At 69.2% G+C, this 18635-nt stretch carries 16 protein-coding genes and 1 tRNA gene; 8 read left to right on the top strand and 9 right to left on the bottom strand.

Annotation, left to right across the window (positions count from 1 at the left end; genetic code table 11):
* Nucleotides 1-72: 72 nt before the first annotated feature.
* The 6 genes from ACT6S0_RS15995 to ACT6S0_RS16020 form a co-directional block, all read right to left on the bottom strand.
* A complete protein-coding gene (locus tag ACT6S0_RS15995) occupies nucleotides 73-1101 on the bottom strand; it encodes an FAD-dependent oxidoreductase (RefSeq protein ID WP_444764780.1) in 1029 nt (342 codons plus the stop codon).
* A 15-nt stretch (nucleotides 1102-1116) separates the two neighbouring features.
* Nucleotides 1117-2853 (bottom strand): M56 family metallopeptidase, encoded by a 1737-nt coding sequence (locus ACT6S0_RS16000; RefSeq protein ID WP_444764781.1) that lies wholly within the window; start codon nucleotides 2851-2853, stop codon nucleotides 1117-1119.
* The gene (locus ACT6S0_RS16005) at nucleotides 2850-3242 is read right to left on the bottom strand and encodes a BlaI/MecI/CopY family transcriptional regulator (RefSeq protein ID WP_444764782.1); all 393 of its coding nucleotides are present in this window, start codon (nucleotides 3240-3242) and stop codon (nucleotides 2850-2852) included. The genes ACT6S0_RS16000 and ACT6S0_RS16005 overlap by 4 nt, the downstream gene beginning before the upstream one ends.
* Before the next feature lie 61 nt (nucleotides 3243-3303).
* Nucleotides 3304-4218, bottom strand: coding sequence for an RNase adapter RapZ (gene rapZ / locus ACT6S0_RS16010; protein WP_444764783.1), 915 nt, complete (start codon nucleotides 4216-4218; stop codon nucleotides 3304-3306).
* Nucleotides 4215-5909 carry a DNA repair protein RecN gene (gene recN / locus ACT6S0_RS16015; RefSeq protein ID WP_444764784.1) on the bottom strand — a complete coding sequence of 565 codons (1695 nt, stop codon included), beginning with the start codon at nucleotides 5907-5909 and terminating at the stop codon, nucleotides 4215-4217. Before recN ends, rapZ begins: the two co-directional genes overlap by 4 nt.
* Nucleotides 5910-5919: 10 nt before the next feature.
* Nucleotides 5920-6786, bottom strand: a complete 867-nt coding sequence (locus ACT6S0_RS16020) for an NAD kinase (RefSeq protein ID WP_444764785.1) — start codon at nucleotides 6784-6786, stop codon at nucleotides 5920-5922.
* A 68-nt stretch (nucleotides 6787-6854) separates the two neighbouring features.
* Between ACT6S0_RS16020 and hrcA the strand changes: the two genes are divergently transcribed.
* From hrcA to ACT6S0_RS16035, 3 genes are all read left to right on the top strand, one after another.
* A complete protein-coding gene (hrcA, locus tag ACT6S0_RS16025) occupies nucleotides 6855-7862 on the top strand; it encodes a heat-inducible transcriptional repressor HrcA (RefSeq protein ID WP_444764786.1) in 1008 nt (335 codons plus the stop codon).
* Between the two features lie 197 nt (nucleotides 7863-8059).
* Nucleotides 8060-10618: an EAL domain-containing protein gene (locus ACT6S0_RS16030; protein ID WP_444764787.1), complete on the top strand. Its 2559-nt coding sequence runs from the start codon at nucleotides 8060-8062 to the stop codon at nucleotides 10616-10618.
* 30 nt (nucleotides 10619-10648) lie between these two features.
* Nucleotides 10649-10725, top strand: a tRNA-Ile gene (locus ACT6S0_RS16035).
* Here ACT6S0_RS16035 and ACT6S0_RS16040 read toward each other — a convergent pair.
* Nucleotides 10704-11624, bottom strand: coding sequence for a potassium channel family protein (locus ACT6S0_RS16040; protein ID WP_444764788.1), 921 nt, complete (start codon nucleotides 11622-11624; stop codon nucleotides 10704-10706). The genes ACT6S0_RS16035 and ACT6S0_RS16040 overlap by 22 nt on opposite strands.
* Before the next feature lie 71 nt (nucleotides 11625-11695).
* Entirely contained in the window at nucleotides 11696-12154 is a 459-nt protein-coding gene (locus ACT6S0_RS16045) for a DUF305 domain-containing protein (protein WP_444764789.1), read from the bottom strand.
* A 307-nt stretch (nucleotides 12155-12461) separates the two neighbouring features.
* Between ACT6S0_RS16045 and ACT6S0_RS16050 the strand changes: the two genes are divergently transcribed.
* The 5 genes from ACT6S0_RS16050 to ACT6S0_RS16070 all read left to right on the top strand — a co-directional run bounded on the left by ACT6S0_RS16050 (nucleotide 12462) and on the right by ACT6S0_RS16070 (nucleotide 17700).
* Nucleotides 12462-14354: an AAA family ATPase gene (locus ACT6S0_RS16050; protein WP_444764790.1), complete on the top strand. Its 1893-nt coding sequence runs from the start codon at nucleotides 12462-12464 to the stop codon at nucleotides 14352-14354.
* Nucleotides 14355-14471: 117 nt separating this feature from the next.
* Nucleotides 14472-15311 carry a hypothetical protein gene (locus ACT6S0_RS16055; protein WP_444764791.1) on the top strand — a complete coding sequence of 280 codons (840 nt, stop codon included), beginning with the start codon at nucleotides 14472-14474 and terminating at the stop codon, nucleotides 15309-15311.
* 83 nt (nucleotides 15312-15394) lie between these two features.
* A complete protein-coding gene (locus tag ACT6S0_RS16060) occupies nucleotides 15395-16177 on the top strand; it encodes a class I SAM-dependent methyltransferase (RefSeq protein ID WP_444764792.1) in 783 nt (260 codons plus the stop codon).
* 34 nt (nucleotides 16178-16211) lie between these two features.
* A complete protein-coding gene (locus ACT6S0_RS16065; RefSeq protein WP_444764793.1) occupies nucleotides 16212-17021 on the top strand; it encodes a DUF2520 domain-containing protein in 810 nt (269 codons plus the stop codon).
* A 124-nt stretch (nucleotides 17022-17145) separates the two neighbouring features.
* Entirely contained in the window at nucleotides 17146-17700 is a 555-nt protein-coding gene (locus tag ACT6S0_RS16070) for a protein phosphatase CheZ (RefSeq protein WP_444764794.1), read from the top strand.
* Between the two features lie 14 nt (nucleotides 17701-17714).
* Here ACT6S0_RS16070 and ACT6S0_RS16075 read toward each other — a convergent pair whose 3' ends face one another.
* Nucleotides 17715-18545, bottom strand: a complete 831-nt coding sequence (locus ACT6S0_RS16075; protein WP_444764795.1) for a zinc-dependent peptidase — start codon at nucleotides 18543-18545, stop codon at nucleotides 17715-17717.
* Nucleotides 18546-18635 lie beyond the last annotated feature (90 nt).

The following is an 18635-nucleotide window of genomic DNA, read 5'->3' on the forward strand; positions in this document are numbered from 1 at the left end:
CGGCGTCCTCCGAATGCCGCCGGTCGGGCCGCAGGTCGTCGCTGCCGAAGTCATGCTCGCCCATGGCGGCAATCAGCAGGCCGTCGCGGCGCGGCAGGGCGACGACGTTCTGGCCGCGTAGATCACTGCGTAGTCCACCTCCTGCTGCGGAATCAACCGCGCCGTCTGGCCGCGCACCGGCGTCAGGCTGGGGTCGCCCAGCAGCTTGCGCGCGCCGTCGCCCGTGCAGTTGATGACGAGGCGTTCGGGCAGGGTGCCCAGGTCGTGCGGGCGGTGGAACTCGCGCTGCACCAGCTCGCCGCCATCGCGGGCGAAGTCGTCAGGCAGCTGGCGCTGGTAGGCCGGGATGTTGAAGACGAGCTGGGTGAAGCGGCGCACGTGGGACAGGCGGAAGGGGTGCTCGCCCGCCGCCAGCGCCTGGCCACGCGGCCGCAGGTCGGCGACGCGCGGGTGCAGGTCGGGGTAGTCGGGCTCGCCGACGTGGCCGGCCACCGGTTGGTCGAAGCCCTCGTCGGCGACGACGAAGCCGTCATGCCATTCGACCGGGCCCGACGGCAGACCGAGATAGCTCTGATGCACCTTGAAGGACGCGCGAGCCATCGCCTCCCAGTCGGCCGTCCAGGCCTCGCTGGCGTGCTCGCTGGTGACGATGCGTGAGTCCGGGGTCCACAGCCCGGTCGCGGCCGAGGAGTGCACGCGCGGCGGCCTGTCCTTGGCATACAGGCGTACCTTGTAGCCGGCCTGCTGGGCCGTGCGCGCCGTCGCCAGTCCGATGGCACCGCAGCCGACGACGGCGATGCGGGCGCCGGGACGCAGGCCGGCGGCCTGGACCAGGGCCAGCGCGCGCTGCGCCGACCCCCAGCACAGCGACCAGCCGCTGCCGCCGTGGCCGTAGTGGTGGACCAGCGTCTTGCCAAAGCGCCGCTCGGCCTCGATGCGCGGCCCCTGGGCGCGGAAGGGGCGGATGCCGACCGTGATGTCGATGAGGCGGTCGACGCTGGCGCGCATCGCGGCCGGGGCGCGGGGCGCGGCGAAATCCACGGCACGGGCGGGCAGGGCGAGCGTGGCGCTGCCCGCCGCGAGCAAATGGCGTCGTTGCATGGAGAGCTCGGGCTTTCAGTCGACGCGGCGCGCCAGGGACTTGCGGATCAGCGCGGCATCGCGGAGGCGATTCGCCGAGCCGTCAGCATCCAGCAGCACGACAGTGACCGGGCGCTTGCCGTTCATGATGCGCATGGCCAGGCAGCGGCCGGCTTCCTCGGTGTAGCCGGTCTTGGAGACGCGGATGTTCCAGCCCTTGGCGCCCACCAGCCGGTTGGTGTTGCGGATCTCGCGCGGGCGGCCGTTCACCGGGACCTTGGCCTTTTTGACACTGGTGATGCGCACGATCTCGCCGTAGCGCGCCGCGGCTGCGGTGATGGCAGCCATCTCGGTGGCGGTCGAGGTGTTGTCGGGCGACAGGCCGGTCGGCTCGGCGATGGACGTGCGGCTCAGGCCGAGCTGGCGGACCTTGGCGTTGACGGCTTTCACAAAGCCGGCCTCGCCACCCGGGAAGGTGCGCGCCAGCGCCGCCGCGGCGCGGTTCTCGGATTCCATCAGCGTCATCTCCAGCGCCGTCTGGCGCGACATCTGCGTGCCGACCCGCACCCTGGAGCGGCTGTGCTTGAGCGTGTCGACGTCGTCGCTGGTGATGCGCAGCTTTTCCTTGGGGTCGAGCTTGGCGTCGAGGACGACCATGGCCGTCAGGAGCTTGGTCAGCGAGGCGATGGGCACGACGACATCGGCGTCGCGCGACATCAGCACCTTGCCGGTCGCATCGTCCACCACGACGACATGCTTGGCATTGACGGGCAGGCGCAGCTGCTGGGCCGGTGGCGCCTGCCTGGCCGCGGCGGCGGGTGCTGCGCGGGCCGGCGGCGCGGGCTCGTCCTTGCCCTTGGCCTGCACGACAAAGCTGGTCGCGGCGATCAGCAGGGCCGGCAGTGCCAGCTTCCAGCCGGTCGCCTGAGGGCGTGGCGCCAGCAGCCGCTCGATGCGGCCCAGCAGGTCGCCACCTCGGGCGGCCAGCGCCACCGTGGGGGGCGGGCTGGATTCCTGCAGCTCGGACAGCGCATGCAGAGCTCGCGCGAGCCGGCGCCCGCCATCTTGCTGGCCAAGCAGATCGGCCGAGATCTCATCGGCCACCAGCTCGCGCTCTGAGCGCATGCGCGCCGACAGCCACCACACGACGGGGTGGAAGAAGAGTAGGGCCTCGACCGCGCTCTGCAACAGGTTGGCCAGGTAGTCCCAGCGCCGCACATGGGCCAGCTCGTGAGCGAGCAGGGCCTCGAGCAAATCCACCGGCAGGCGGCTCAACAAGGCGGCGGGCAGCAGCACACAGGGCTTGAGCACGCCCAGCGCAATCGGGCCGGCCAGCTCCGGCAGTAGGCGCAGGGCCACCGCGCGCTTGAGCCCCAGACGGCGGGCGAGGATATCCAGCCGCGCCTGCCATTCGGCCGGCGCCGGCCCGCTGCGCCGCCTGGCGCGGCCCACCCAGGCCAGCCCCAGCGCCAGGCGGCCGAGCATCACCCCGACGCCGAGCGCCCATGCCGTCACCAGGGCCGGCATCTGCTCCGGCAGCTCGGGCAGCTGCCCGATGAACTCGGCATCGGCCGGGGCGAGGTCCACGCATTGGGCCACCGGCAGTCCGAGGCAAAGGCCAAGGCTGGCGGCGCAGACGGTATAGCGCCAGCGTGCCGACGCCCCGCGCATCAACGCCAGCAGCAACGCGGCGACGCCGCCGACGACGGCGCCTTGCCAGATGAAGTTCAACAGCGCCGAGCCCCAGGCGTTCATCGCGATATCGAGGCTCATTCGCCGTCTCCGTTCTGGGCCAGCAACTGGCGAATTTCCGCACGCTCCTTGGCGCTGACATGGCTCTTCAACGCCGCCAGCACCAGGGCCTTGCCAGAACCGGCAAAGGCCTTGGCGATGAAGTCCTTCACCAGCGACTGCTGCAACTTGTCCTGGGCGTGCAGGGGCGCATACAGCTGCGGGCGCTGGCTCTCGTCGCGGCTGAGCAGGCCCTTGCCGTGCATGACCTGCAACTGGCGCAGCACCGTGGCATAGGTGGCGTCGGGGCGGTCGGGCAGCAGGGCTTCATGCACGGCCTTGGCATCGGAGGGCCCCAGGCGCCACAGCACCTGCAGCAGGTCCAGCTCGGCCGTCGTGGGCCGTACGGGTGGGAAGGACTTTGAAGGCATGAAATCAGAATAATCGTTCTAGAACTCAATGTCTAGAACAAATATTCTGAATCTAGGGGGGTCAGCGTGCGTCCAGCTCGCGGTGGCGCTTGAGTACATGGCCGTGATGGCCGAACTGGCGCGCCAGCATTTCGACCAGATAGACCGAGCGGTGCTGGCCGCCGGTGCAGCCGATGGCGACGGTCAGGTAGCTGCGCTGGTCGGCCGCGAAGTTGGGCAGCCAGCGCGACAGGAAGCCGGCGATCTGGCCCATCATCAGCCCGACCTCGGGCTGGGCTGCGAGGTAGGCCGCCACCGGCGCGTCGCGGCCTGTCAGCGGGCGCAGTTCGCGGTCGTAGTAGGGGTTGGGCAGCACGCGCACGTCGAAGACGAAGTCGGCATCGCTGGGCACGCCGTGCTTGAAGGCAAAGCTCTCGAAAACCAGTGTGAGCTTGGTGCCGGCGTTAGGGCCGACCAGGTCGGCCAGCCAGATGCGCAGCTGGGCCGGGCGCAGCTGGCTGGTGTCGATGACGGTGGACTCGGCCTTGAGCCCGCCGAGCAGCTCGCGCTCCAGCTTGATGGCGTCCAGCAGCGGGCGGTGGTTGTCTTCGGAGCTGCCGTCCAGCACGCCGAAGCCGGTGTCGCGGCCCTCGCGCAGCGGGTGGGGGCGGCGCGTCTCGGAGAAACGCCGCATCAGCGCGTCGTTGCTGGCGTCGAGGAAGACCGAGCGCACCGCCACGCCCTGGGCGCGCAACTGCTTGAGCAGGGGCAGCAGCAGCGGCAGCGAGCTGGCCGAGCGCACGTCCACCGCGATGGCGACGCGGCGCTCGCCGCGCTGCTGCTCCAGCTTCAGGAAGTCCATCAGCAGCTCGGCCGGCAGGTTGTCGACGCAGAAATAGCCGGCGTCTTCCAGCGCATGCATAGCGACCGACTTGCCGCCGCCGGACATGCCGGTCAGCAGCACGACGTCGCTTTGGGGATCGGCGTGCAGATTCATGACTTGGCCCTGCGAGGCTTGATGGCGGTGGAGGCGTCCAGCATCTCCTGCGCATGCGCCAGGCTGGTTGACGACAGGCGCTCGCCGCCCAGCATGCGGGCGATCTCTGCGACGCGGGCCTCGCCGGCCACCGGCGTGACGCGGCTCGTCGTGGCGCCATCCTGCATGGCCTTGGCGACGACCAGATGACGGTCGGCGCAGGCTGCCACCTGGGGCAGGTGGGTGACGGCCAGCACCTGGCGCTCGCCGCCCGCAGCATGGCCAAGCTGCTTCATCAAGCGGCCGACGGTCTCTGCCACGGCGCCGCCGATGCCGACGTCGATCTCGTCAAAGATCAGCGTGCCGGGCGCCTTGTCGGTGGCGGCCTGGCTGGCTGTCACTGCAATGGCCAGCGCAATGCGCGACAGCTCTCCACCCGAGGCCACCTTGGCCAGCGGCCGCGGCGTGCTGCCGGCATGACCGGCGACAAGGAATTCGGCCGATTCGGCGCCAAAGCTCTGCGGGCCGTCGGTCGCGTTCAGCGCGATGTCGAATTGGCCGCCGGCAATGCCAAGCTGCTGCATGGCTGCCGTGACGGCCGCTGCGAGCTGGGGCGCAGCCTTCCTGCGGGCGCGGCTGGCCGCTTGTGCTTCGGTATCGAAGACCTTGCGCGCGGCGGCGAGGGCGGCTTCGAGCTGGGCGGGGTCGCTGGCCGCGTCGAGCGCAGACAGCTCGGCTCGCCATTGCGCCAGCAGCGCCGGCAACTCCTGCGGCTGGCGGCGGTAGCGGCGTGCCAGCGTCATCCAGGCGGAGACGCGCTCGTCGAGCTCGGCCAGCCGCGCGGGGTCGAGATCGGCCTTGTGCAAATAGGCCGACAGGGTGTGGCTGGCGTCCTGCAACTGGGCCTGCACATCGCGCAGAGCCTGCACGGCCGGCAACAGGCGGTCGTCATGGTCCAGCACGCGCTCCAACTGGTCGAGCGCTCCACTGGCCAGGGACTGCGCGCTGGGCTCGGCCTCGTCAAGTGCCTCCAGCGCCGACTTGGCTGCGTCGATCAGGGACTGGCCGTGCGCCAGGCGCCCGTGCTCGGCGTTGAGCTCCTCCCACTCGCCCTCGGCCGGTGCCAGGCCGTCAAGCTCACCGATCTGCCAGGCCAGGCGCTCGCGTTCGCGCAGCGCATCGGCCTGCTGGCCCTGGGCCTTTTGCAGTGCCTCGGCGGCCTGCTTCCATGCGGCGTGGGCGCGGGCCAATGGCGCGGTGTCCAGGCCGGCAAAGCCGTCCAGCAGCTCACGCACGGCGACCGGGCGGGTCAGGCCTTGCCAGGCATGCTGGCCGTGGATGTCCAGCAGATGGTCGGCCAGCTCGCGCAGCTGGGTCAGCGTGGCGGCACCACCGTTGATCCAGGCGCGGCTCTTGCCGCCGGCGTCGATGGCACGGCGCAGCAGCAGGGTGTCGTCCGCATCGAAACCGGCCTCATCAAGCCAGCCGCGCAGATGCGGCGGCGTGTCGAACTCGGCCGAGATTTCGGCCTTGACCGCGCCCTCGCGCACGACACCGGCGTCGCCGCGACCGCCCAGGGCCAGTTGCAGCGCATCGATGAGGATGGACTTGCCCGCGCCGGTCTCGCCGGTCAGCACGGCGAAACCGGGCTCGAAGTCGAGCTCCAGCGTCGGGACGATGACGAAATCCTTCAGGCTCAGATGGCGCAGCATGGGTCAGGCTCTAGACATACCAACGCAGTTTGCGACGCAGGGTCGCGTAGTAGCTCCAGCCCTTGGGGTGCAGGAAGCGCACCTGGTGCTGGCTGCGCCGCACGGTGATGGTGTCGCCGTGCAGCAGGCTGGCGAGGCTTTGCATGTCGAAGTTCACCGACGCATCGCGGCCGGCGACGATCTCCATGCGCACCTCGCCCAGGTCGGGCAGCACGATGGGCCGGTTGGACAGGGTGTGCGGTGCAATCGGCACCATCAGCCAGCCGGCGATGCTGGGATGCAGGATGGGCCCGCCGGCCGACAGGGCATAGGCCGTCGAGCCGGTGGGCGAGGCCACGATGAGGCCGTCGGCGCGCATGTTGGCGACGAACTGCTCGCCGACCTCGATCTTCAACTCCACCATGCCCGATGTGCCACCCCGGCTGACCACCACGTCATTGAGCGCCAGACCGGAGAAGATGGACTCGCCGTCACGCCAGACCGCGCCCTCCAACATCGCCCGCGGTTCGACTTCGTAGTCGCCCGCCAGCACCGGCGCCAGCGACTCGCGCCAGCGCTCGATGGGAATGTCGGTGATGAAACCCAGCCGGCCCTGGTTGATGCCCACCAGCGGAATGCCGTGGCGGGCCATGTCGCGCGCAAAGCCGAGCATGGTGCCGTCGCCGCCGATGACCACCGCCAGATCGCATTGCCGGCCCAGTTCGTCGTTGGGGAGCGCGTCGTAGCCGGCCAGCCCCGTGTTCAGCGCGGTGTCAGCTTCCAGCGAAACGTCCAGGCCATGGCTGCACAAAAATTGGGCAATCTCTTCCAGCACCGGGCCTATGCCTGGCGCCTGATGCTTGCCCACGATGGCGACATGTCTGAAGCGCTCGGCCATAGCGGCAAATTACACCACAGGGGTATCGCCTCTCTCTGAAGGAAAGGGGCTGTCCATAGAATGCACACATGCTCGACGAGCGCTCCAAATCCCTGTTGAAGACCCTGGTCGAACGCTATATCGCGGACGGGCATCCCGTCGGGTCGCGCACGCTGTCCAAGGCGTCGGGGCTGGAGCTGAGCCCCGCGACCATCCGCAATGTGATGGCCGACCTGGAAGACCTCGGCCTCATCGCCAGCCCCCACACCAGCGCCGGCCGCATTCCAACGGCGCGCGGCTACCGCCTCTTCGTCGACACCATGCTGACGGCCCAGCCCGGCCTGATCGGCGTGGAGACGGCGCAGCTGCAGCCCGACCAGCCCCAGCGCGTCATCGCCAGCGCGGCGCAGATGCTGTCCAACCTGTCGAGCTTCGTCGGCGTCGTCACGGCGCCCAAGAAACCCAGCGTCTTCCACCACATCGAATTCCTGCGCCTGGGCGAGCGCCGTGTGCTCGTCATCCTCGTATCGCCAGACGGCGACGTGCAGAACCGCGTCATCTTCACCGCCATGGACCTCAGCCAGGGCGAGCTGGCCGAAGCCAGCAACCGCCTCAATGCGGGCTATGCCGGCCTGACGCTGGAGGCCGTGCGCGAGCGCCTGCGGCACGAGGTCGACGCGCTTCGCGGCGAGATCGCCGGGCTGATGAGCGCGGCGGTGCAGGTCGGCACTGAGGCCATGACCCAGCAGGACGAACAGGTCGTCGTCTCCGGCGAACGCAATCTGCTGACCGTGCAGGACTTCAGCCACGACATGGGCAGCCTGCGCCGCCTCTTCGACCTCTTCGAGCAGAAGACGCAGCTGATGCGCTTGCTCGACACCTCCAGCCGCGCGGAAGGCGTGCGCATCTACATCGGTGGCGAGAGCCAGGTCGTGCCGTACGAAGAGCTGTCCATCGTGTCGGCGCCCTATGAGGTCGACGGTCAGGTCGTCGGCACGCTGGGCGTCATCGGCCCGACGCGCATGGCCTACGACCGCATGATCCAGATCGTCGACATCACGTCGCGGATGGTTGGGCAGGCGCTGAGTCAGCGCTGAAGCCTCGGGAACGCCGCGTCGCGGTCGACGATCGCGGCGCCAGGCGGCGGGACGGGCGGCGAGCTGGGTGCGCCCCGGCGGAAAACGTAAAAATTACCCGAATCGATTGAGTCGGTACCGCCTGGACGGAGCGGGCCGTCGCGCTTTGCAAGCCCAATCGGGGGTTTCTGAATCCGGTGTTTGCCTCATCCCTTCCCATGCCTTCTGCCTCCGTGTTGTCCGTCGAGCGGCCGCCCGCAGTCACCCCCGTGGCGTGGACGGGACTGCAGAGGCCTGTCTGGCAACGCGCGGCGGTGGCGACAGCGCTGATGGCGCTCCTGGCGCTGCTGACCCTCGCCATTCGCGCCGAGTTCCCGGCGCAGCTCGCCTGGCTGCCGGCTGGCCTGGCGGTCGGCCTCGTGGCCATCTGGGGGCCGTGGATGCTGGTGGCCGTGGCGCTGGGCAGCAGTGTGTCCATCGCCTGGTGGGGGGGTGAGTGGCAGGCCGCTGGCGCCTTTGCCCTTCAGCAGACGCTGCTTGCGGCGGTAGGCTGGGGCCTGACGCGGTGGCCGTGGCGCAACGACCTGCACCTTGGCACCTTGCGCGACATGGCCCGTTTTCTCGTCGTCTGCGTGCTGGGCTATGCGCTGGCCGGTGCGCTGCTGCAGTCCTGGCTGCTCGGGGCGGGCCATGGACGCCCGGCGGCCGTGGCGCCCGCGGCGGGTCCGCAGGCGGCGCAACCTGCCCAGGGCCACGCGCACAGCTGGGCCGAACCGCCCGCCCATGGCAAGGCCGACGGCCATCGCCCCGTCTCCGTGGCCGCGCATCCGCACAGCCCGCCTGCAGGCATGGGCGCACACGTACCGGCCCGGGCCCAGGCCCCGGCCCCGGCGCACGGTCCTGCCGCCGCGCAGCCTGCGGCCCACCACGGCAGCGAGCATGGCAGCGGCCATGGCGTGCGTCATCCGGTGCTCGAAGCAGCGATGGCCAACATGCTGGGCCTGATGTTGTGCGCGCCAACGCTGGCTTGCGCGCTCAGTGGGGGCTGGCGCGGCGGCGTGCGGCGCGACCTGCCATGGGCCCTGCTGGCGCTGGCGACTTTGCTGCTCGCCGCCACGGCGATCTATTCGGGCTGGCTGGAGCAGCAGTTCGGCCTGCGCCACACCACCTTGTTCGTGCTTCCACCGGCGGTCTGGCTCGCCTTGCGCCATTCGTTGCCGTTCACGCTGTTCGGCAATCTGGCGGTGGTGCTGATCTCCGATGTCGGCACGTCGCTGGGCCAGGGTCCGTTCGCCGACCACACCGCTGGCCTGCCGTTGCTGCATCTGGTCTTCCTGGGTACCACCTTGCTCATCACGGCGAGCCAGAGCGAACGTCGTACGGCGCAGGACGAGGTCCAGCGCCTGGCGACGCGCGATGCGCTCACCGATCTGCCCAACCGCAACCTGCTGGCTCTGAAGCTGGAGACGGCGCTGGCGAACGCGGAGCGCTACGCCGGGCGGGTCGGCGTCTTGTTCATTGACCTGGACCACTTCAAGCGCATCAACGACTCCCTGGGGCATGAAGTGGGAGACGGCCTCCTCATCGCGGCCACCGAGCGCATGTCTGCGGTGCTCCGCAGCGACTCGATGCTGGCACGCATGGGCGGCGATGAATTCATCGTCGTGCTGGAACGCCTCGAAGACGCCGATGAAGCCTCGCGCGTTGCGCAGCGCCTCATCTCGGCGCTGCAGCATCCCTTCACGGTCGGGCCGCACGAGCTGACGATCTCGTGCTCGCTGGGCGTGGCCAGCTACCCGGATGACGGCAGCAACGGCAGCGAACTGGTCAAGCATGCCGACATCGCGATGTACCAGGCCAAGGCCAAGGGGCGTAACCAGTTCAGCTTCTTTTCGCACTCGATGAATGCCCAGGTGCAGCAGCGGCTGGAGGTCGAGAACGGGCTGCGCCACGCACTGCAGCATGACGGATTCGAGCTGCACTACCAGCCGATCTACGGCCGCGCGGGCGGGCTCGAGCATGTCGAGGCGCTGTTGCGCTGGCGCAAGCCCGACGGCACCCTGGCCATGCCCGGCGAGTTCATCCGCATCGCCGAGGAGACGGGTCTGATCGAGCCGATAGGCGCCTGGGTTCTCAAGCACAGCGCGTGGCAACTGCAGCACTGGCGCCGCGACGGCCTGTGCCCGGCGCCGATGGCCGTGAACCTGTCGGCCCGGCAACTGCGGGATCCGCCGGCCCTGGCCGCGCTCGTGCAGGCGGCGCTGTATGACAACGGCCTGCAGGGCGCCGATCTGACTTTGGAGATCACCGAGACCGTGCTGGTGCAAATGGGCGCCGAGGCCGAGCAGTCGCTGAGGGCCCTGGCACAGCAGGGTGTCGGTCTGGCGCTGGACGACTTCGGCACGGGCTACTCGTCGCTCTCTTACCTGTCCAACCTGCCGATCAGCGCGCTGAAGATTGACCGAAGCTTCATCGCCGGCATGGGCTCCGAGAACGGGCTGCGACTCGTCAAGGCGATGGTGGAGCTGGCCCGCGGCCTGCACCTGCGCGTGGTAGCCGAAGGCGTCGAGACTGGCGAACAGCAGAGGCAGCTCATCGAGCTGCGCACCGATGCCCTGCAGGGCTACCTGCTGGGCCGGCCCGTTGCGGCGGCCGAGTTCAAGGCCGCGCATCTGCTGCCGCGCCCGGGCACGCCTGAGCCTTCTTCTCGCGAAGCCAGCCCGAGCCCAGGCATGGATAGCGGCTCTGATCCAGGGGCCTCAGCCAATGCTCACTAGAATCCGCGCCTTTCCCGGATGTTCTCCAGGGGGCCGTTAGCTCAGTTGGTCAGAGCAGAGGACTCATAATCCTTTGGTCGTTGGTTCAAGTCCAACACGGCCTACCAGCATGTTCAGTCTGCTCAGCGCTGCTGAGCGCCGTGATCCGCCGGGCTGGATGCTCGGCAGCCAGCGTCGAAAGCGCGCGAAGGGCGTGGACTTCCGCGCGGAGGGTTGTCACCTCGTGCAGCAGGGCGGCGAATTGATCGGATGTGACTGGCGCGTGCTTCGGCACGGGCGGTTCCTGCGCGTCGCGCCCGACGAAAAACGATGCGAGCGCCGCCGTGACATAGCCGAACACGCTGAAGGCATACATCGCAAGCAAAAGGCACAGCAGCCGCCCTTCCGGTGTCTTGGGCCAGTACTCGGAGCCCATGGTGGTGACCATCATCGCGGTCCACCAGAGCGCGTTTCCGTAATCCTGCAAGCCGCCCCCGCCCGGCGCCTCACGCTCGAAGGCGTACATGCCAGCGCTGCCTGCCAGGGTGACGACCAGCGTCAGCGCGAACACGAAGGGGAGCCCGCGGCGCGACATGTGGCGTCCCAGCGCCCGGAGCCCCCGGTTGACGGAACTCACGATGCGCAGCAGCCGCAGCCCTCGCGTGACCCGCGCCGCTCGCAGGAGCCGCGCCAGGCGCACGATCCGCAGCAGCCGCAGCGCCGGCGCAAGCAGCGACAGAGCCGTCAGCCAGTTGTGGCGGAGATAGGGAAGCTTGCGTGGAGCCAGTCCGAACTCGACGAGGAAGTCGACGACGAAGACGATCCAGATGCAGGTGCTGAGTGCCTGCAGGAGTGGCGTCAGTCCGCGCAGCAGGTCGAACAGCAACAACGCGAGCCAGATCAACCCCAGCACGGCCATCAGAGGGTCGAGCCACCGCTTGAGGAGCGCCAGCAAAAGCTGCCGCTGCCGCGCGACCCGGTGCCCCGTGCGACGCTGCAGGGCTTCAGGGGCGTCCGGGGCCGTCATGTCGGCAGCCGCGTCTGGCAATCGCCGGGTGCACGCATGCGGACGTCCGTGAGCATGCTCAACGGCCGAGGCTAGGGTTGGCGCTCGCCGTCGAGTTCGGCAATCAGGCTTTTCATCTGGCCGATCTCGCGCACCTGTGCATCGATGATGTCGTCGGCGAGCTTGCGCACGCGGGCATCGCGGATGTCCGCGCGCCGGCTGGTCAGGATGGCAATTGAGTGGTGTGGAATCATGGCCTTCATGTAGGACACCTGATCGACCGTCGTCTGGCTTCGCACGAGCCAAAGAGAAAGCGCGAACGTCAGCACACTGCCCACCAGGATTGCGATGTTGGCCGACTTGTCGGGCAGCATGTGGCTCATGAAGCCGAGCATGATGGCGGCCATCGTGGCGCCCATCAACAAGGCCATGTAAGCCCGCGTCTCGCTGAAGAAAACGTGGTCGAACTGGTAGGTGTTGAGGTACATCAGACCGAACATCACCAATGTGGAGACGCCGATCATGGCGCCGAAGCGGACATAGGGGTTCATGGGTGTCCTCCTGGGTTTGGCCGGCTGAATGGATGTGCGGCTTGGGGGCAAGCACCGTGCCCGCAAACGCCAATCCGGGGGGCGGTGCTCACAGGTGCCCGGCACCGGTGCCGCGACCGGCACTTTTTCGCGCTTGCCGGGCGCGCTGTTTTGATCTTCGCCCTTTCCTCGATAACGCACGCACATCCTTGCGTACGCGTCGCTAGTCTTGCAGCAGTCGGGCCCATGTGGGGCGCGACGAGGGTCAGTCAGTGCAGTAGTGACGTCTGACCCTGCCCCGCCCCCAGCTCCCTCGGATACGCCCACCATGGACAGCGCCAGCAAGACGCCCACCCCTGGACTTCGCCAGAAAATCATCATTGCCGCCGTTGCCGTGCTCGCGCTGTTGGCAGCCTATGGCCTGTCCACGCTTCACGAGCGCGCTGCCAGCGAGATGCAGGCGCGCAAGAACGCCACCGCGCTGGCTTTCGAGCGCACGCCGGAGCAGTGGCTGGCGCAGCCGCGCGAGGCGTCGGAGTTCGAGCGGGCCGTGCAGGCCCGCGAAGTGGCGGCGGTGGGCGTGGATGGCCCGCTGGTGCTCTATACCGACCGCGCCGGCGGCCAGTTCAGCACGCGGCTGATCGATTGCGGTGCCAGCTGCAAGAACGAGATCGGCTCGCGCCTGGGGGCGTTGAGCGTGGCGCAGGGTTTTGCGCTGACGCATGTCGATGTCGACGCGCGCACCTCCGGCCAGCGCCTCAGCCAGACGCTGGACAAGGCGATGGGTGTGCTCGCCCCGTTGCTCGGCATGCTGCTGGTGGTGGGCGTGCTGGTGTTCTTTCACATGCGCGGCGCGCTGGGTCAGCGCACCCGCCTGGCCGAGAAGCCCAGGCTGCGCTTCGATGACGTTATCGGTGCCGACGAGGCGAAGAAGGCGCTCAAGCGCGTCGCTGCCTTCATGAAGGACCCCAGGCAATACGCCGCCGTCGGCGCGCAGGCGCCGCGCGGCGTGCTGCTGGACGGCCCGCCGGGCACCGGCAAGACCCTGCTTGCCAAGGCCTTGGCGGGCGAATGCGGCGCCAGCTTCATCAGCGTGGACGGCTCCTACTTCAGCTCGATGTTCTTCGGCGCCGGCATCAGCAAGGTCAAGGAGCTTTTCAAGACAGCCCGGGCGGCGGCGCCCTGCATCATCTTCATCGATGAGATCGACGGCATCGGCAAGCGCAGCAGCGGCAAGGAAGCCGGCGGTGGTGGGGGCGGCGAGCAGGAGCAGAACCGCATCATCAACCGCCTGCTGGTGGAGATGGACGGCTTCTCGTCGCTCGACAACGTCGTCGTCATCGGCGCCACCAACCATGTCGACAACATCGACGAGGCCATGCGCCGCCCCGGCCGCTTTGACCTCATCGTGCGCACCTCGCTGCCCAACGCGCCCGAGCGCCAGCAGCTGTTTGATCTCTACCTCGGCAAGGTCAAGGCCGCTGCCGGCATCGACCTGGGCTCCATCGCGCGGACGTCGGTGGGCATGTCACCGGCCGACGTCGCCAACGTCGTCAATCGTGCCGCCGCCTATGCGGCAGAAGCGGGCGAGAGCGAGGTCAGCCAGGAGCGTGTCTACCAATCGCTGGAAACCCACCAGCTCGGCGGCGAAGTCAGCAACAGCAAATCCATCATCACTCCCGAGACGCTGCGCCGCATCGCCTTCCATGAGTCCGGCCATGCGCTGGTGGCCCATGTGCTGGAGGCCGGCAGCGTCGAGCGCGTCAGCATCGAGCCGCGCGGCCCCGCGCTGGGCGTGACCTATATCGCCCGCAACAACGAGGAGCCGCTGTACGGCGAGCGCGAGTTGCGCTCGCGCCTGGCCATGATGCTGGCCGGCCGCGAGGCCGAGCTGATCGCCTTCGGCAATGCCTCGTCCGGCGCCGCCGACGACCTCAAGCGCGCGTCCGAGCTGGCCACGTCCATGGTCGGCTCGATGGGCTTCGGCAAGACCTTCGGCCTGCTCAGCATGGCCGGCGTGCCGCGCGAGCTGATCGGCCCCGATGTGCAGAAATCGCTGCTCGACGAAGCGCGCCAGCTGCTGGAAAGCGCCCAGGCGGAATGCCGCCGCGTGCTGGAAGACAAGCGCGACCGTCTGAACACGCTGACCGACCTGCTGCTCGGCCAGGAGACCGTCAGCGGCGCGCCGCTCAAGCGCGTGCTGTCGGGAGAGGCCGCCTGAGGCGGCGGCGCCGCCGTCCGCACAACTGTGGATGGCCACCGGGCCCCCCCCGGTTGCGCATGCCCGCGTTTGCCCGAGGCTAGGGGCTGGTGCCCCACAGGGCGGCGGGAGAGAGCCATGACGTCGGTTGTCATCACCGGGAAGCGTTACCTGACCCATCCGGAGCAGGCCGACAAGTTCGGCCCCTTCGACAAGGTCTACCTCGCCGAGGGCGACTCCTGGATGGATGCCAGCGCGGCAGCGCAGGGCTCGCTGCCCTTCTACCTGACTGAAGAATTCAACCGGCGCGGCAAGACCCATCTCATCATCAACATCTCGACGGCGCGGCAGACCCTGCAACGCATCGCCGAGACGATGAGCGGCGACTACCTGTGGTGGCTGAAGCAGCTGCCGTACGACGGCGTGCTGTTCAGCGCCGGCGGCAATGACTTCATCGAAGCCGCCCGCGGCCCGGCACCGGGCCAGGGGCTGCTGCGCGACATGCAGGGCCAGCCGCCGCCGGTCGATGGTTACGACTGCGTGCGCCAGCCCGCGCTGAAGCAGCTCCTTGACGACTACCTCAACCCGAATTTCGAAGCCGTGTACCAGGCGCTGCGGGCCAGCTCCAAGAACGCGGCCACGCCGATGTACCTGAATGGCTACGACACGCCGGTCGCGCGCAACGCGCCCGCTATCCAGGGGCTGGTCGGCCCGTGGCTCTGGGCGGCCTACCGCAAGAACCACATCGACGCGTCGCTGTGGCCGCAGCTGACACGGGGTTTGTTCAAGGACGTCAAGGCCGCCGTCAATGGCTGGTCGGCGGGGCGCGCGGGCGTCAAGCTGGTGGCGACGACCGATGTTTTGACGCCGGCGTCGCCCACGTCGACCGGCAGCAGCGGCGACTGGAAGAACGAGATCCATCCCAATGCCAGCGGCTGGCGCAAGCAGGCGAGGATCTGGGCCGACCTGCTCCAGTGAACCACGGCGGCCATTCGTGCTGACCTTTGTCAGGGCGGCGGCCGACGCTGGATACTGGCGCCCCCCCATCGGAGACCAGACCCATGAAGACTTGGCAGATCGCCGCGCTCGCTACCGCCGCCCTGTTCACCGCCGTCGGTTCCCAGGCGCAGGCCGCCGACCCGCTCAAGGCCGCCGTCGCTGCCGACCACCGCACGGTGGGCAATGTCGCCCGCGATGTGCACCGCCACCCCTACGAGACGCTGAGCTTCTTCGGCATCAAGCCGACCGACACCGTCGTCGAGCTGTCCCCCGGCGGCGGTTGGTATACCGAGATCCTGGCGCCCTATCTGCGAGAGGCCGGCCAGCTCTATGCGGCGGCGGGCGAGGGCGGCCGCTTCAAGGCCAAGATGGATTCGTCCAGCATCTACGGCAAGGTCAAGCTCACCCTGTTCGACCCGGCCAAGGGCTCCCTCGACATCGCGCCGCCGGGCACGGCCGACGCGGTGCTGACCTTCCGCAACGTGCACAACTGGATGAGCCAGGGCCCCGAGAAGACCCAGGCCGTCTTCAATGCCGCCTTCAAGGCGCTGAAGCCGGGCGGCGTGCTCGGTGTCGAGGAGCACCGCCTGCCGGCCGCGCAAACCCAGGACCCCAAGGCCGCCAGCGGGTATGTCCAGGAGGCTGTCGTCATCAAGTTCGCCGAGGCCGCCGGTTTCAAGTTGGCCGGCCGGAGCGAGGTCAATGCCAACCCCAAGGACACGGCTGACCACCCGCAAGGTGTCTGGACCTTGCCGCCAACCCTCGCCCTGAAAGACAAGGACCGCGCCAAGTACCAGGCGATTGGCGAGAGCGACCGCATGACGCTGAAGTTCGTCAAGCCCTGATGAACCGGGCGGCCGCGCCGGGCCAGGGGTCGGCGTGAAGCGCCGGCACGCCGTCATCGGCCTGGGGCGCCTCGCCCGGGCGCTGATCCCCGCACTGCGGCAGGCGGGCGAAGAGGTTGTCGTTGGGCGTCGCTCGCCCGGCCCGGGCGAGTTGATGCCCGCTGAGGCGGCGCAGCAGGCCGACTGGGTCTGGCTGACGGTCCCGGACGATCAGATCGCCGCGACCGCTGCGGCCTTGTCCTGGCGGGCTGATCAACTCGCCCTGCACTGCAGCGGCGCGACGCCGCTGTCTGCGCTGGCCCCGGCGCCGGTCGCCGCGGGCTTTCATCCGCTCACGCTGCTGGCTGGAGACGCCGGGCTGGCCGGAGTGCATGTCGGCATCGAGGCCGACGCCGCTCACCGGCCGGCGCTGCAGGCGCTGGCACAGGCGTTCGGCCTGGTGCCGCTGGTGCTGCCGTCGCCGATGAGCGCCCAGGCGCGCGCCGGCTATCACGCGGCCGCCAACCTCGCTGCCAGCGGTGTGCTGGCCGTGCTGGCCGAGGCCGAGGCGCTGTGGGATTCGGCCGGTTTGACGCGCAGCGACGCCCTGCCGGCCCTGGCGCCGCTGACCCGTGGTGCGCTCGACACGGCGCTGGCTCGTGGTCTGGCCGGGGCCGTCTCGGGGCCCATTGCCAGGGGCGACACCGGCGTGCTGGCGCGCCATCTCGGCGCGCTGGCGGCTGCCGGGCTGGCTGACGACCTGCTGCTGGCGCTGGGCCGTCGCCAGCTCGCACTGGCGCAGCACACCGGCCGTCTCGACGCCGCCCAAATCACAGCCTTGCAGGCCTTGCTGGCGTCGCCGTGAAGACGTTCGGAGCCGGCGTGACAAAGGGCGCGTTCGGCTCGCGCTGCGGCGGGGTGGTCTGCGCGGGCCGGTCCTAGACTGCCCGAGTCCCGTCGCTGTGCCGGGCACAGCCCAGGGAGTCTTCATGTCCGACGCGTCCATTCAGGCCATCATCCGGGCCGATGCCGTTCAGATCCTGCACGACGTCGTCGACGAACTGCCCGATGCACGCGAGCGCCTGGCCTATGTGCGCAGCATGACGGAGCAGGCTGCGACCAAGGTGCTCAACCTGGTCGAGGCCGCGCAGGACGATGCCGAGGCCGTGCGCAAGAAGGGCCGCGAGCTGTCCGACGCGCTCAACCGCCTGGCGCTTTCCAGCAACATCAGCCCCGACCGTGCCCGCGCGCTGATGAAGCTGTGCGCGGCCTACGCGGCCGATGCCGCCGGCTTCGCGGCGCGCGAAAAGTCCCTGCACAGCGAAATCATGATGGCGCAGGACTTCCAGGATCTTTCCGGCCAGGTGATCAACAAGGTCAGCAAGATGCTGGAGCGCGCCCAGCCGCCTCTCAAGGAGCTCGTCCAGTCGCTGCCGGCGTCCGGGACCGCTGCCAAGCCCGAGCGCCTCGGCGGCGTGCAGACGCCCGACAAGGCCTTCAAGCAGGACGATGTGGACGACCTGCTGGCCTCGCTGGGCTTCTGAGGAGGCGCTGAGCCTCAGGCCCAGCTCGCCGGGTCGAGCCGGTAGTAGCCACTCAGCTCCGAGTACAGCGCCGGGTGGCCGGCGGCCAGCTCGATGGGCCGTTCGAAGAACAGCTCGCTGATGACGGCGAAGAACTCTGCCGGGTCGGTGGCCGCGTAAGCATCGATCAGGCCCGGCCCATATTCGTCCGGGCGCGCCAGCCGCCGGCGCAGCGCATCGAACTCGTTCTGCATCACCGTCGACCAGCGCCGGTAGGCCTGGGCCGTCGGCAGCGCGGGCGCGCCATTGGCCGGGCCGCCGGCCTGGTCCAGCTGGTGGGCAAACTCATGGATGACGACGTTGTGCCCGTCGCCCGGCGTGGCAGCGCCGCGCTTGACCTCATCCCAGGCCAGCAAGACCTGACCCTGGCTCCAGCTCTCGCCGGCCAGCACGCGGCGTTGGTCCGACAGCACACCCCCGGACTCGGTCACCGGCCGGTCGACGACGAAGGCGCCGGGGTAGACCAGCACCTGGCGCAGTTCCGGGTAGACGCCGCGCGCCATGCCCAGCAGCGGCAGGCAGGCCAGCGCGGCGATGGTCACGCGGACCTCGTCCGTCACCCGCAGGCCGCCGCAGCCGAGGATGGGTTTCTCGGCCAGGAACACCTGCATCAGCCCCTTGAGCTTGAGCTGCTGGCGCGCCGGCAAGCGAGACACCAGCGGCACATGGCGGCGCAGCAGGCGGCGCCAGGCCGGCGGGAAGGGCCGGTTGGCGATGCGCTCGCGGCGGCGCCTCACCCACCGCGGCCACAGCGCGATACCGGCGGCCGCCAGCAGGACGAGGATGAAACAGATGAGCAGCGCCATGCCCGGCAACTGGGTCTGGCACCGCGCTTTGCAAGGCCTGCCGCAGACAGGCGCGGCCATTCAGTCGCGGGGGACATGCCTTGCCGTCCT

Origin of the sequence: Roseateles sp. (assembly GCF_052436255.1) — a bacterium.
Taxonomy (GTDB): domain Bacteria; phylum Pseudomonadota; class Gammaproteobacteria; order Burkholderiales; family Burkholderiaceae_C; genus Pelomonas.

What these genes read in the sequence shown, in the direction of transcription:
- ACT6S0_RS15995 (WP_444764780.1), bottom strand. Translation starts at nt 1,101, where the DNA reads ATGCAACGACGCCATTTGCTCGCGGCGGGCAGCGCCACGCTCGCCCTG.
- ACT6S0_RS16000 (WP_444764781.1), bottom strand. Translation starts at nt 2,853, where the DNA reads ATGAGCCTCGATATCGCGATGAACGCCTGGGGCTCGGCGCTGTTGAAC.
- ACT6S0_RS16005 (WP_444764782.1), bottom strand. Translation starts at nt 3,242, where the DNA reads ATGCCTTCAAAGTCCTTCCCACCCGTACGGCCCACGACGGCCGAGCTG.
- rapZ (WP_444764783.1), bottom strand. Translation starts at nt 4,218, where the DNA reads ATGAATCTGCACGCCGATCCCCAAAGCGACGTCGTGCTGCTGACCGGC.
- recN (WP_444764784.1), bottom strand. Translation starts at nt 5,909, where the DNA reads ATGCTGCGCCATCTGAGCCTGAAGGATTTCGTCATCGTCCCGACGCTG.
- ACT6S0_RS16020 (WP_444764785.1), bottom strand. Translation starts at nt 6,786, where the DNA reads ATGGCCGAGCGCTTCAGACATGTCGCCATCGTGGGCAAGCATCAGGCG.
- hrcA (WP_444764786.1), top strand. Translation starts at nt 6,855, where the DNA reads ATGCTCGACGAGCGCTCCAAATCCCTGTTGAAGACCCTGGTCGAACGC.
- ACT6S0_RS16030 (WP_444764787.1), top strand. Translation starts at nt 8,060, where the DNA reads ATGCCTTCTGCCTCCGTGTTGTCCGTCGAGCGGCCGCCCGCAGTCACC.
- ACT6S0_RS16040 (WP_444764788.1), bottom strand. Translation starts at nt 11,624, where the DNA reads ATGACGGCCCCGGACGCCCCTGAAGCCCTGCAGCGTCGCACGGGGCAC.
- ACT6S0_RS16045 (WP_444764789.1), bottom strand. Translation starts at nt 12,154, where the DNA reads ATGAACCCCTATGTCCGCTTCGGCGCCATGATCGGCGTCTCCACATTG.
- ACT6S0_RS16050 (WP_444764790.1), top strand. Translation starts at nt 12,462, where the DNA reads ATGGACAGCGCCAGCAAGACGCCCACCCCTGGACTTCGCCAGAAAATC.
- ACT6S0_RS16055 (WP_444764791.1), top strand. Translation starts at nt 14,472, where the DNA reads ATGACGTCGGTTGTCATCACCGGGAAGCGTTACCTGACCCATCCGGAG.
- ACT6S0_RS16060 (WP_444764792.1), top strand. Translation starts at nt 15,395, where the DNA reads ATGAAGACTTGGCAGATCGCCGCGCTCGCTACCGCCGCCCTGTTCACC.
- ACT6S0_RS16070 (WP_444764794.1), top strand. Translation starts at nt 17,146, where the DNA reads ATGTCCGACGCGTCCATTCAGGCCATCATCCGGGCCGATGCCGTTCAG.
- ACT6S0_RS16075 (WP_444764795.1), bottom strand. Translation starts at nt 18,545, where the DNA reads ATGGCGCTGCTCATCTGTTTCATCCTCGTCCTGCTGGCGGCCGCCGGT.